This is a genomic window from Pseudoxanthomonas sangjuensis (assembly GCF_010211755.1).
GTDB classification, from domain to species: domain Bacteria; phylum Pseudomonadota; class Gammaproteobacteria; order Xanthomonadales; family Xanthomonadaceae; genus Pseudoxanthomonas_A; species Pseudoxanthomonas_A sangjuensis.
The window spans coordinates 150,043-162,941 of record NZ_PDWR01000001.1 but is presented as its reverse complement, the minus strand read 5'-3'; the positions used below and the strand labels follow the sequence as shown (position 1 = coordinate 162,941).

Annotated in this window: 12 protein-coding genes; 6 read left to right on the top strand and 6 right to left on the bottom strand. The window is 69.5% G+C overall.

Going from position 1 to position 12,899, the window contains the following annotated elements; translation table 11 throughout:
• Positions 1-17: 17 nt before the first annotated feature.
• On the bottom strand, positions 18-1,037 hold the full coding sequence (locus tag CSC71_RS00775; protein WP_162372430.1) for an ABC transporter ATP-binding protein: 1,020 nt from the start codon (positions 1,035-1,037) through the stop codon (positions 18-20).
• Between the two features lie 169 nt (positions 1,038-1,206).
• Here CSC71_RS00775 and CSC71_RS00770 point away from each other — a divergent pair, with 169 nt between their 5' ends.
• The 5 genes from CSC71_RS00770 to CSC71_RS00750 all read left to right on the top strand — a co-directional run bounded on the left by CSC71_RS00770 (position 1,207) and on the right by CSC71_RS00750 (position 6,931).
• The gene (locus CSC71_RS00770; protein ID WP_162372429.1) at positions 1,207-2,583 is read left to right on the top strand and encodes a GH1 family beta-glucosidase; all 1,377 of its coding nucleotides are present in this window, start codon (positions 1,207-1,209) and stop codon (positions 2,581-2,583) included.
• Positions 2,584-2,653: 70 nt separating this feature from the next.
• The gene (gene glk, locus CSC71_RS00765; protein ID WP_246191908.1) at positions 2,654-3,661 is read left to right on the top strand and encodes a glucokinase; all 1,008 of its coding nucleotides are present in this window, start codon (positions 2,654-2,656) and stop codon (positions 3,659-3,661) included.
• 70 nt (positions 3,662-3,731) lie between these two features.
• Positions 3,732-4,220: a hypothetical protein gene (locus CSC71_RS00760; protein ID WP_162372427.1), complete on the top strand. Its 489-nt coding sequence runs from the start codon at positions 3,732-3,734 to the stop codon at positions 4,218-4,220.
• 107 nt (positions 4,221-4,327) lie between these two features.
• Positions 4,328-6,253, top strand: a complete 1,926-nt coding sequence (edd, locus tag CSC71_RS00755; protein WP_162372426.1) for a phosphogluconate dehydratase — start codon at positions 4,328-4,330, stop codon at positions 6,251-6,253.
• Positions 6,254-6,259: 6 nt separating this feature from the next.
• Entirely contained in the window at positions 6,260-6,931 is a 672-nt protein-coding gene (locus tag CSC71_RS00750; protein WP_162372425.1) for a bifunctional 4-hydroxy-2-oxoglutarate aldolase/2-dehydro-3-deoxy-phosphogluconate aldolase, read from the top strand.
• Here CSC71_RS00750 and CSC71_RS00745 read toward each other — a convergent pair.
• Positions 6,928-7,617: a hypothetical protein gene (locus CSC71_RS00745; RefSeq protein WP_162372424.1), complete on the bottom strand. Its 690-nt coding sequence runs from the start codon at positions 7,615-7,617 to the stop codon at positions 6,928-6,930. The genes CSC71_RS00750 and CSC71_RS00745 overlap by 4 nt on opposite strands.
• 87 nt (positions 7,618-7,704) lie before the next feature.
• Between CSC71_RS00745 and CSC71_RS00740 the strand changes: the two genes are divergently transcribed.
• A complete protein-coding gene (locus CSC71_RS00740) occupies positions 7,705-8,097 on the top strand; it encodes a GFA family protein (RefSeq protein ID WP_162372423.1) in 393 nt (130 codons plus the stop codon).
• A gap of 16 nt (positions 8,098-8,113) precedes the next feature.
• On the opposite strand, the gene CSC71_RS00735 is transcribed toward CSC71_RS00740, so the two are convergent.
• The 4 genes from CSC71_RS00735 to CSC71_RS00720 are packed head-to-tail and all read right to left on the bottom strand — an operon-like array spanning position 8,114 to position 12,842.
• Entirely contained in the window at positions 8,114-8,950 is an 837-nt protein-coding gene (locus CSC71_RS00735; RefSeq protein WP_162372422.1) for a carbohydrate ABC transporter permease, read from the bottom strand.
• Positions 8,947-9,828 (bottom strand): carbohydrate ABC transporter permease, encoded by an 882-nt coding sequence (locus CSC71_RS00730; RefSeq protein WP_162372421.1) that lies wholly within the window; start codon positions 9,826-9,828, stop codon positions 8,947-8,949. Before CSC71_RS00730 ends, CSC71_RS00735 begins: the two co-directional genes overlap by 4 nt.
• Positions 9,825-11,210 carry a sugar ABC transporter substrate-binding protein gene (locus tag CSC71_RS00725; protein WP_162372420.1) on the bottom strand — a complete coding sequence of 462 codons (1,386 nt, stop codon included), beginning with the start codon at positions 11,208-11,210 and terminating at the stop codon, positions 9,825-9,827. The genes CSC71_RS00730 and CSC71_RS00725 overlap by 4 nt, the downstream gene beginning before the upstream one ends.
• A 9-nt stretch (positions 11,211-11,219) precedes the next feature.
• On the bottom strand, positions 11,220-12,842 hold the full coding sequence (locus CSC71_RS00720; RefSeq protein WP_162372419.1) for a glucoamylase family protein: 1,623 nt from the start codon (positions 12,840-12,842) through the stop codon (positions 11,220-11,222).
• Positions 12,843-12,899: the final 57 nt, after the last annotated feature.

The window sequence follows — 12,899 nt, the reverse complement described above, 5'->3', positions numbered from 1 at the left end:
CGCGGCTTGCGCCGCTCCTACATGAGCCGCAGGCCGGATTCCGCATCGAAAAAATGCAGGCGGTCGATGGCGAGGTCGAAGCCAGCCGTGTCGCCGACCGCAGGCGCGCGATCCGGTTCGACCCGCGCCACCAGCGCGTGATCGCCGGAACGCAGGTGCACGAAACTCTCGCTGCCGACCGGCTCGACCAGCTCGACCTGCGCGCGCAACGCGCCCTCGCCCGCCGACAGCCGCAGGTGCTCCGGACGGATGCCGAGCACCACGTCGCGCCCGCCATGCGGCGAAAACCGCTTCGCCGCGTCGCCGCGCAGGAAATTCATCGCCGGGCTGCCGAGGAACCCCGCGACGAACAGGTTGGCCGGGCGCTCGTACAGCGCCATCGGCGTGTCGATCTGCTGGACCACGCCCTCGTTCAACACCACGATGCGCTGGCCCAGGGTCATCGCCTCGACCTGATCGTGGGTCACGTAGACCATCGTCGCGCCGAGTCGCCTGTGCAATCGCGCGATCTCGCTGCGCACGTTGTTGCGCAGCTTGGCGTCGAGGTTCGACAGCGGCTCGTCGAGCAGGAACACCTTCGGTTCGCGCACCAGCGCGCGGCCCAGCGCCACGCGCTGGCGCTGGCCGCCGGAAAGCTCCTTCGGCAGCTTGCCGAGCAAGCCGGCGAGCCCCAGCGTTTCCGCCGCCGCATCGATGCGCTGCTTCGCCTCGGCCTTGCCGATGCCGCGCAGCTTCAGCCCGAAGGCCAGGTTCTCCGCGACCGTCATTTGCGGATACAGCGCGTAGTTCTGGAACACCATCGCGATGTCGCGGTCCTTCGGCGCGACGTCGTTGACCACGCGCCCGCCGATGCTCAGCGTGCCGCCGCTGATTTCCTCCAGCCCGGCGATCATCCGCAGCAACGTCGACTTGCCGCAGCCCGACGGGCCGACCAGCACCATCAGTTCGCCGTCGGCGACCTCGAACGTGGCCCCGTGCACGGCGACGTGGCCGTCCGGATAGACCTTGCGTACCTGTTCCAGCCGCACATCCGCCATACCCGCTCCCGAGGGGACGCGACGCCCGCGGGCCCCTCCCGCGACGCTCGCCTTTGTGCCCGGCATCGATGACACCGTGGCACATTCGGGCTATTCTGCCATGTAACCGTTTTCAACTACCAAGCCCCCAGCGGGCACCGAAGAAAACCGACGACACGCCGGAGGGGCCATGTCGAAGCCGTACACCTTTCCCCCGGGCTTCATCTGGGGTAGCGCTACCGCGGCCTACCAGATCGAAGGCTCGCCGCTGGCCGACGGCGCCGGACCGAGCATCTGGCAACGCTTCGCCCACACCCCGGGACGCATGCTCAACGGCGACACCGGCGACGTGGCCTGCGACCACTACAACCGCTGGCGCGAGGACGTCGCGCTGATGAAGCAGCTGGGCCTGCAGGCCTACCGCTTCAGCATCTCGTGGAGCCGCGTGCTGCCCGAGGGCCGCGGCCGCATCAACCACAAGGGCCTCGATTTCTACGAGCGCCTGGTCGACGGCCTGCTCGAGAACGGCATCCAGCCGGTCGCCACCCTGTTCCACTGGGACCTGCCGGCGGCGCTGGACGACCGCGGCGGCTGGCTGAACCCCGACATCGCCGACTGGTTCGCCGAATACGCGGCGCTGATGTACCAGCGCCTCGACGGCCGCGTGCGCCGCTGGGCCACGCTCAACGAACCGTGGGTGGTCACCGACGGCGGCTACCTGCACGGCGCGCTGGCGCCGGGCCACCGCAACCGCTTCGAGGCGCCGATCGCCTCGCACCACCTGCTGCGCTCGCACGGCAAGGCGGTGCAGGCGTACCGCGCCAACGGCAAGCACGAGATCGGCATCGTGGTGAACATCGAGCCGAAGTACCCGGCCAGCGATTCGCCGGAAGACCTGGCCGCGACCAAGCGCGCCGATGCCTACATGAACCGGCAGTACCTCGACCCGGTGTTCCTCGGCAGCTACCCCGATGAACTGCGCGAGGTCTTCGGCGAGGCCTGGCCGGACTGGCCGCCGGCCGACATGGACCTGATCCGGCAGCCGATCGATTTCGTCGGCATCAACTACTACACCCGCAACGTCACCCGCCACGACGCATCCAACTGGCCGCTGCGGGCCGCGCCGGTGAAGCAGCCGATGCATACGTATACGGAAACCGGCTGGGAGGTTTTCCCGCAGGGCCTGACCGATACCCTGCTGTGGGTGAAGCAACGCTACGGCAACCCGAGGATGTTCATCACGGAGAACGGCGCGGCCTTCTTCGATCCGCCCAAGGCGGAGACGGATCCGTCGGGAGCGCGGCGCGTGCGCGACCCGTTGCGCGCCAGCTACCTGCGCGGGCACCTGCGTGCGGTGCACGCCGCGATGGGGGCGGGCTGCGACATCGGCGGCTACTTCGTCTGGTCGCTGCTGGACAACCTGGAATGGTCGCTGGGCTACTCGAAGCGCTTCGGCGTGATCCACGTCGACTTCGAGACCCAGGTGCGCACGCCCAAGGACAGTGCACGTTATTACGCAAAGATCGTCGCCAGCCATGGCGCGGCGCTCGAAGGCGGGTACGATTAGCGGTATTGCACCGAAGGGACGGGGAAATGACCAATTGCGTACCGCTGCGCACGATGGCGAGGGTGTGCGCGTGAGCGGCCAGCACAACGCCCTGCTCGCCGACATCGGCGGCACCAACGCGCGCTTCGCGCTGGCCGACTGCAACGCCGCTTCGCCGCTGCTCGAAGACAGCGTGCACGAGTTCAAGGTCGCCGACTTCCCGTCGCTGGCCGACGCGGCCAGGCACTACCTCGAGCAGACCGGCGCGCAGGCGAAATACGGCGCCATCTCCAAAGGGGTTTTTGCCGTGGCCGGGCGCATCGATGGCGACGAGGCGCGCATCACCAACCATCCGTGGGTGATCTCGCTGTCGCGCACGCGCGACGCGTTGGGCTTCGACGGGCTGCGGCTGGTCAACGACTTCGCCGCGCAGGCGATGGCGGTGTCGTTGCTGACCCCGGCCGACGTGGTGTCGGTGGGCGGCGTGCGCTGGACGCCGGCGCCGCTGTCGGAGCCGCGCACCTATGCGGTGATCGGCCCCGGGACCGGCCTCGGCGTCGGCGGGCTGCTGGTGCGCGACGGCCGCCGCTATCCGCTGGAAACCGAAGGCGGCCACGTCAGCTTCCCGCCGGGCACGCCGGAGGAACTGAAGATCCTCGACCGGTTGTCGAGGCAGTTCGGCCGCGTTTCCAACGAACGCCTGATCTGCGGCCCCGGCCTGGTCAACATCCACCGCGCGCTGAGCGAAATCGCCGGCGTCGATCCCGGCCTGCTGGAACCGCCCGACGTCACCGCGCGCGCGGCCGCCGGCGATGCGCTGGCGACGCGCGCGCTGGACGTGTTCTGCGCGGTGTTCGGCGCGATCAGCGGCGACCTGGTGCTGACCCTGGGCGCATGGGATGGCGTGTTCCTGACCGGCGGGCTGGTGCCGCGCGTGCTGGACAGCCTGCAGCATTCCGGCTTCCGCCAGCGTTTCGAGCACAAGGGCCGTTTCTCGCCGGCGATGGCGAAGATCCCGACCCTGGCGATCATGCACCCGCGCCCCGGCCTGCTCGGCGCGGCGGCATTCGCGGTCGAGGCGTTCGGCGAGAAGGCGTGACCGCGACGGCGGGCTTCGCCGCCCGCGGCCGCATCGCATCCCGCCGCCGGCGATTCATCGGGAGGTTCGCATGAAGGCGATTTTCGCAACGATGCTGCTGCTTGCAGGCATGACCCGCCTAGCTCCGGCCGCTGCTGCGCAACCGGTTGCCGTCTCTCCCCTGCTCGGCAGCTGGTCCGTCGATGTCTCCCGCCTGCCGGTTCCGCCGGAGGCGCGGCCGAAGAGCGTCGTGATCACCTTCCGCGATGTCGGCGGCGGGAACTGGGAGGCGCAGGTCGACATCGCCGGGAACGACGGGACGAAAAGGCACTCCGAAGGAACCGCCGCGCTCGACGGCGCGCCCGTACCGGTCCGCGAAAGCGACGAGGCCGACATCTTCGCGCTGCAGCTGCCCGCGCCCAACGTCCTGGTCATGCACCTCGGCAAGGGCGGGATCCCGGCCTCGACGCGCATCTACACCGTTGCCGCGGACGGCACGACGATGATCGAGACCGTCGCCTACTTCGACCGCGACGGAAAACCGGTGCTGCGCACGAACCATTTCACGCGTGTCCCGTGAGCTGACGGCACCAATCGCAATACCACTGTCAGACCTATGGAATTCCACTTCTTCCGTTGGCTCCACGACAGGCGCACAATTGCAGACCCCGCTGCACAGCCTTCGCCATGAGCCCGCATCCCGCGTCCATCCATCCCGCCATCGAAGCCGTCACCGAGCGCATCCGCCGGCGCAGCGCCAATCTGCGCGGCGCCTACCTGCAAGGCATCGACAGCGCCTGGCGCGACGGCCCGCACCGCGGCCGCCTCGGCTGCGGCAACCTGGCCCACGGCTTCGCCGCCTGCGGGCCGACCGACAAGCAGCGCCTGCGCGGCGACGCCACGCCGAACCTGGGCATCGTCACCGCCTACAACGACATGCTGTCGGCGCACCAGCCGTTCGAGCATTACCCGCAGCTGATCCGCGACACCGCGCGCGCGCTCGGCGCCACCGCGCAGGTCGCCGGCGGCGTGCCGGCGATGTGCGACGGCGTCACCCAGGGCCGCCCGGGCATGGAACTGTCGCTGTTCTCGCGCGACGTGATCGCGCAGGCCACGGCGGTTTCGCTGAGCCACGACATGTTCGACGCCGCGCTGTACCTGGGCGTGTGCGACAAGATCGTGCCGGGCCTGCTGATCGGCGCCCTCGCCTTCGGCCCCCTGCCGGCGGTGTTCGTGCCGGCCGGGCCGATGACGCCGGGCATTCCGAACAAGCAGAAGGCCGAAGTGCGCGAACGCTACGCCGCCGGCCAGGCCACCCGCGAGGAACTGCTGGAGTCCGAATCGGCCAGCTACCACAGCGCCGGCACCTGCACCTTCTACGGCACCGCCAACTCGAACCAGGTGCTGCTGGAGGCGATGGGCCTGCAACTGCCGGGGACCAGCTTCGTCAACCCGGAGCAGCCGCTGCGCGAGGCGCTGACCCGCGCCTCGGCCGAACGCGCGCTGCGCATCACCGCGCTCGGCGAAGACTACCGTCCGGTCGGCCACCTGGTCGACGAGCGCGCGATCGTCAACGCGATCGCCGCGCTGATGGCGACCGGCGGTTCGACCAACCACACCATCCACTGGGTCGCGGTCGCGCGCGCGGCCGGCCTGGTGCTGACCTGGGACGACATCGACCAGATCTCGCGGACCGTGCCGCTGCTGGCGCGCGTCTATCCGAACGGCGACGCCGACGTGAACCGCTTCGCCGCGGCCGGCGGCACCGCGTTCGTGTTCCGCGAACTGCTCGATGCGGGACTGATGCACGACCTGCCGACCATCGTGCCCGGCGGCATGCGCGCATTCTGCGACGAGCCGCGCCTGCACGACGGCAAGCTGGATTACGCGCCGGGCATCGCGCACAGCGCCGACCCCGACGTGGTGCGCCCGGTCGCGCAGCCGTTCGAAGCGCAGGGCGGCCTGCGCCTGCTGCGCGGCAACCTGGGCCGTTCGCTGATCAAGATCTCGGCGGTGAAGCCGGAGCACCGCAGCATCGAGGCACCCGCCGTCGTCGTCGACGACCCGCGCGCGCTGAACAAGCTGCATGCCGCCGGCGCGCTGCCGCAGGATTTCGTCGCCGTGGTCCGCTACCAGGGCCCGCGTGCCAACGGCATGCCGGAACTGCATTCGCTGGCGCCGCTGCTGGGCCTGCTGCAGAACCAGGGCCGGCGCGTCGCGCTGGTCACCGACGGCCGCCTGTCCGGCGCCTCGGGCAAGTTCCCCGCCGCGATCCACCTGACCCCGGAAGCCAGCAGCGGCGGTCCGATCGGCAAGCTGCGCGAAGGCGACCTGATCCGCCTCGACGCCGAGGCCGGCGTGCTCGAGGCGCTGGTCGACGCCGGCGAATGGGCGCAGCGCGGCATCGCGTCGAACACCGCGCCGGCGCCGTTCGACCTGGGCCGCAACCTGTTCGCCTTCAACCGGCGCATGGTCGCGCCCGCCGACCAGGGCGCGCTGTCGATTTCCTGTGGCCCGCCGTCGCCGGAAGGCGACTGGGAATACGACGCCGAATACGAACTCGGCCACGACGCGGACGCCGCGAAAGCGCCGCACGAAACCACCGACGCCTGACCACCCATGACCACGACGCACCCGACCATCGCCGAACGCCAGAACCAGGCCGAACAACTGCTGCGCGCCGCGGGCATCCTGCCCGTGGTCACCATCCATACGCTGGAACAGGCGCGCCAGACCTGCGCCGCCCTGCTGCGCGGCGGCCTGCCCGCGATCGAGCTGACCCTGCGCACGCCGGTGGCGATGGACGCGCTGCGCATGCTCAAGCAGGAGCTGCCGGACATCAGGATCGGCATGGGCACCGTGGTCGCGCCGAAGCAGGTCGACGAATGCGTCGAGGCCGGGGCCGACTTCCTCGTCACTCCCGGCACCTCGCCTTCGATGGCGAAGCTGCTGGCGCAGGCGCCGGTGCCGGTGGTTCCGGGCGGCGCCACGCCGACCGAATTCCTGTCGCTGATGGAACTGGGCTTCCGCACCTGCAAGCTGTTCCCGGCCAACGCCGCCGGCGGCATGAACATGCTCAAGGGCCTTGCCGCGCCGCTGCCGGACCTGAAGCTGTGCCCCACCGGCGGCATCAACGCCGACAACGCCGGCGAATTTCTGGCGCAGCCGAACGTGGTCTGCATCGGCGGTTCGTGGATGGTCAATCTGAAGTGGATCGAAGCCGGCGAGTGGGACAAGGTCGAAGCGGCTTCGGCGCAGGCCGCGGAGATTGTGCGCAAGGCGCGCGGCTAATCCCTGCCGGCGAATTCCAGCAACACCCGCTCGCCCCGCCACGCCCACGCCTGCAACAGGTACCAGCCGGCCAGCAGCAGGCCGAGTTGCCATTCCACCGCGTCGGCGATGCGGTCCTTCGCTTGCTCGTCGTCGACCAGCAGGTCGCAACCCAGCTTGAAAAGGCCCAGCGCGAGCATCAGCCCGCACAGCGCCTTCATCGCCAGCGTCATCCCCGGCGGCAGGCGGCCGCGCTTGCCCGCCAGGTACACGAACACCAGCTGGGCCAGGTAGCCGAAGCCGAAGTACAGGACCACGCCATAGCTGCGCATGAAGGCGTAAACATGCCCCTGCGTGCCGAGGAAGGCGACATAGACCGCCAGCGCGTGCGCCGAGACCAGCCCGATCGCCAGCAGCCTGGCGCCGGCCGCGTCGCGTTCGCCCCCCGTCCCGCGCAGCCAGTGCCGGCATAGCCACCAGTGGATCGCCAGCAGCAGCGCGTTCGGCAACATCAGCAGGCGGAACAGGTAGTTGCCGAGCCCGTGGCGCGCGGCGCGGCTGATCGACGTGCAGCCGTGCCAGTACGGATTGCAGGCTTCGATGTAACCGCCGCGGATCGACAACCACCAGGCGAGGTGGGCGGCGACCAGCAGCGTGCAGCCGATGGTCAGCGGAACCAGCCACAACGGCAACGAAGCGCGACGCATGCGAGTTCAACCCACCGGCGGGCAATTGCGCCGACGGCGCGGTTCGTTGTAAACATGCCGCCCCCCTGCTTCCGGAGGAGGCGCAGCATGGACCGTTTCACCGGCGGCTGCCTGTGCGGCAACGTCCGGATCGTGGCCTCGGGACGCCCGTACCGGGTCGGCCTTTGCCATTGTCTCGACTGCCGCAAGCATCATGGGGCCCTTTTCCACGCTTCCGCGATCTTCCCTGAAGACGCGGTGGCGATCGACGGCGAAACGCGCGACTACGCCGGGCGGTTCTTCTGTCCCCGCTGCGGCTCGCCCATCTTCGCACGCAGCGGGGACGAAATCGAAGTGAACCTCGGGTCGCTGGACGCCCCGGACCAGTTGCTGCCGACCTACGAACTGTGGACCGTCCGCCGCGAATCCTGGCTGCCGCCGTTTCCGCTCGAGCGGCGATACGAGCGCGACCGCGACGCCACGGGCCGCTTCGAGGAATAGGCCGCGCCGGCGTCGCTCAACCCTTGACCCCGCCCAGCGTCAGGCCCTGCACGTAATGCCGCTGCAGCAGCAGGAACAGCAGCAGCACGGGCAGCACGGTGACCACCGCACCGGCCATCATCAGTTCCACGTCCATGATGTGCTCGCGCGACAGCGAAGCCAGTGCCACCGGCAGCGTGTAGTTCTCCTGCCCGGTCAGCACGATCAGCGGCCACATGAAGTCGTTCCACGCCGCCATGAAGGTGAACACCGCCAGCGTCGCCAGCACCGGGCGCAGCATCGGCAGCACGATGCGCAGGAAGATCCGCCACTCCCCCGCCCCGTCGATGCGCGCGGCCTCGAGCAGTTCGTCGGGGATGCTGCGCGCGTATTGCCGCACCAGGAAGATGCCGAACACCGTGGCCAGCGCCGGCACGATCACGCCGCCGAGGCTGTTGACCAGGTGCAGTTGCTTCATCAGCAGGAACAGCGGCAGCATCGCCAGCTGCGCCGGCAGCACCAGCGCGGCCAGCAACATGCGGAAGATGCGCTCGCGCCCGGCGAAGCGCAGCTTGGCGAAGGCGTAGCCGGCCAGCGTGTTGAGCAGCAGCGAGCCGAAGGTGATCGCCAGCGAAGCCAGCAGGCTGTTGCCGAAGTTGCGCGCCATGCCGGTGCGGGCGAACAGTTCGCGGTAGTTCTCCAGCGTCGCCGCCGACGGCAGCAGCGGCGGCGGGAAATGGCTGGCCCCGCCGCGCGGCATCAGCGACACCGACAGCATCCATAGCAGCGGCGCCAGGCTCAGCAGCGCCAGCAGCAACAGCGCGCCGTTGACCCACAGCGCCTGCGCGCGCGGTTCGCCGACGCGGCGGCTCATACCAGCCCCTTCCTGCGGCCCAGGCGCAGCATCAGCGTGGTCACCGCGACGACGATCGCGAACAGCAGCAACGCCACCGCCGAGGCGCGGCCCAGGTTCCACCACTTGAAGCCCTCCTCGAACATGAAGTACAGCACGCTGACCGTGCTCTGCAGCGGATCGCCGCGGGTCATCACGTACGGCTCGGCGAACAGCTGGAAGTAGCCGGACACGGTGATCACCGCGACCAGCAGCAGCACCGGGCCCAGCATCGGCAGGGTGACGTGGCGGAACTGGCGCCAGCGGCCGGCGCCGTCGATGCGCGCGGCCTCGTACAGCTCCGGCGGTATCGCCTGCAGGCCGGCGAGCAGGATCACCATGTTGTAGCCGAAGCTCTTCCACACCGCGAACAGGATGATCGTCGGCATCGCCCAGCGCGGATCGCCGAGCCAGTCCACCGGCGCGATGCCGAGCCAGCCCAGCGCCCAGTTCACCAGCCCGTATTCGGTGTGGAACAGGTAGCGCCAGATCACCGCCACCGCGACCAGCGTGGTCACCACCGGGGCGAACAGCGCGGTGCGGAACAGCGGCTTCAATCTCGCCAGCGGCGAATCCAGCAGCAACGCCGCGCCCAGCGACACCGCGATCGACAGCGGCACGCCGACGACGACGAAGTACGTCGTGTTCCACAGCGCCTTCCAGAACAGCGGCGTGCGCAGCAAGTCGAAGTAGTTGCCGAAGGCGACGAAGCGCAGGTTGCGCGCGTCGGCCAGCGCATACAGGTCGAAGTCGGTCAGGCTGAGCGCCAGTGCGGCCAGCACCGGCAGCACGAAGAACACGCCGATCACGGCCAGCGCGGGACCGGCGAAGACCCAGGCGGCGAGCGGTACGCGCCTCATCGACGTACGGTCCCGTTCGATACCTGCCGCATCGGGGCATCCGCTGCCGCGAGGGGCGAAGGGGAAGCACCCGGCGACTCCGGCCCCGGCTTCGTCGGGATTCGTCCCGTCCGGTACATCCAGCGGCGCTTTTCCAGGATCGCGTCGACCCGTGCGTCGAGCTCGGCGACGGCGGCGTCCTGGCTTTCGCCGCCGCGCACCACGCGCTCGGTGGCCAGGCGCAGCTCCTGCGCGATGCGCTCCCACTCCAGCACCTTCGGCGGCGGCACCGCGCGTTCCAGTTGGTCGCGGAAGGCGCGCGCGTACTCGTCGCCGGCCAGTTGCGGCGATTGCCACGCACTGCGTCGCGGCGGCAGGTCGCCGATCAGCGCGTGGAATCGCCGCTGCACTTCCGGCCGCGACAGGTATTCGGCCAGCTTCCACGCCGCCTGCGGGTGCTTCGAGGTTTTCGCGATGACCAGGCTCGAGCCGCCGGCGATGCCCGCGCCCGGACCGTCCGGCCCCGGCAGCGGCATCGTCGACCATTGGTCCGCGAGTTCCGCCGGTGCGCGCTGGCGGAATTCGCGGATGTTCCAGGGTCCGGACAGGTAGAAGGCGTGGTTGCCCTTGAAGAATTCGTCCCAGACGTTGGAAACCTGCGTCTCCGACACCTTCGGCGCCCAGCCCTGCGCGAACACGTTGGCGTAGAAGCCGAGCGCCCGGCGAAAGCCCGGCGAGGAGAAATTGCCGCGCGTATCGTGCTCGCGCAGCAACGGATCGCCGGTCTGCAGGCCCAGCGACAGCGGCTGTTCGAATTCGTTGACCGGCAGCAGGATCGCATAGCGCCGCGGGCCGACGTGCGCCTTGACCTTCGCCATGGCCGCGTTCCACTCGTCCCAGGTGCGGATCGGCAACGCCACGCCGGCCTCGCGCAGGATGTCCTTGCGGTAGAACAGCAGGCGCGTGTCCACGTACCACGGCACGCCGAGCAGTCGGCCGTCGACCACGACCGCGTCCCACACGCCGGGGAAATAGTCGTCGCGCCGCACCACCGGCGAGGCGCCGACGTATCCCTGCAACGGCTGCAGCGCATCGAGCGCGGCGAATTCCGGGATCCAGGTGTTGCCGAGCTGGCACAGGTCGGGCAGCGCGCCGGCGGCGTAGGCGGTCAGCAGCTTCTCGTGCGCGGCGGTCCACGGGATGTGCTGCAGGTCGACCGCGATGCCGGGGTTCTCGCGCTCGAAGTCCGCGACCAATCCGGAAACGACCTCGGCCTCGCGGCCCATCGCCCAGAACACGACCTTCTCGCGGCCGTCGCGCGCGCCGCCGCAGGCCGCGAGCGAGAGCAGGCCGGCCGCCAGTCCGGCCCGGGCCCATGCGGCGATGCGCGCGGTCGCGTCCATCGGCCCAGTCTACTTCGGCTGCGCCGGCGCCGGGCTTTCCCGTTGCTGCGTCTTCGCTTCGGCGCTGATCGCGCGCGACTCGGCGATGCCGATCTCGCGGGCCTCCGCCGCCCTGGCGTCGGCTTCCTTCTTCCCCGCATCCTCCTCCTCGGGCGACAGCCAGCCGCCGGTGAAGCCGGCGCGTTCCAGCCCGCGGCGGATGTGCGGATTGCGCTTCATCACGTCCCAGACGAAGTCGTTGCGATAGTTGGCGATCATCGCCAGGATCGGCCCCTGGTCGATGCCGATGTAGTCGGAGGCCACCCAACCGCGGCCCGGCACGATGCGCCCGCGCTTCAGCGGGATGTCGTACTCGAAGCTGGGGTTGAAGGCGTCGAGGAAGCCGTAGCTGGAGTACAGGAATTCGCCGTAGCGCTTGTGCATTTCCTCGGTCGCCGGGATCACCACTTCCGGCGCGAACGGCAGCGAGGCGATCGCCGCGGTCGGCGCCAGGGTGCCGTCGTCGAAGGCATCGTACAGGCCGGCGCCGCGCGCGGAATACCCGCGGAACGTGCGCTGTTCGCCGCGGTATTCCTGCTGCGTGTACTGCGGGCCATCGCTGGCGGTCAGTCCCCAGACGTTCTCGCCGTAGTCCTTCCACTTCATCGGGTTGGCGATGGCGTACTCGCGCTGCGCCAGCACCGCGCGGCGGCTGTTGAGGAAATAGTCGAGACCGCGCTCGCGCATCCACACGTCCTGGATGTCGCGGAAATCGATCCACACGTGGCTGTACTGGTGGCCGAACAGCGGCGCGAAGGACAGGTATTCCTGGCCCTGGTACACGCCCCACGATTCGCCGTAGCTGCGCGTCCACACTTCCCACGCGTCCGCGCCTAGCGGGTGCGTCGGCGAACCGAGCCCCAGCACGTACACCATCATCGCCTCGTTGTAGCCGCGCCAGTCGTTGCGGATGAAGCCGCTTTCCGGGAACCAGCCCATCGACACCAGCGGCGCGTTGCGCTGCATCCAGGCCCAGTCGACGCGCCGGTAGATCTGCTCGGCGATCTCGCGGATCTGTTTTTCGCGCGGATCGTCGCCGCTGTAGTACGACTGCGCGAACAGCACGCCCATCATCAGCAGCGTGGTGTCGACGCTGGACAGTTCGACCCACTTGCCCCAGCGCACCCCGTCCCGCATGTCGAGGAAGTGGTAGTAGAAGCCCTTGTAACCGGCCTTGCCTTCGCGTTGCGGCCCCATCGGCGCGTCGCGGAAGAACTGCAGCGTGGTCAGCGTGCGGTCCACGGCCTGGGTGCGGCTGACCCAGCCGTTCTCGATGCCGATCGGGTATGCGGTCAGGGCGAAGCCGACCGAGGCGATGCTGGCGAACGGCCGCGACGGATAGCGGTCCGGCGTCAGCCCGTTGTTCTCGTTGGTGGTGTCCCAGAAGAACTGGAACGTGCGCCGCTCAATGTCGCGGAACAGCGGCGGCAGTTCGGGCTTCACCGGCCGCCCCGGCTTGGCGGGCTCGACCTTCGCCGGCGCCTCCGTCCCCGGTGCGGGCGCGGGTGCCGGCGCCGGCTGCGGCTGTTCCGGCTCGCGCTTGCAGGCGCCGAAGGTCAACGCGAGGAACAACACGAACGCGACCCGCTTCATGGTACGACCGCATCCATGCGCCGCAGGAACTCTCCCGAACACTCTCTTCCCCCTCAT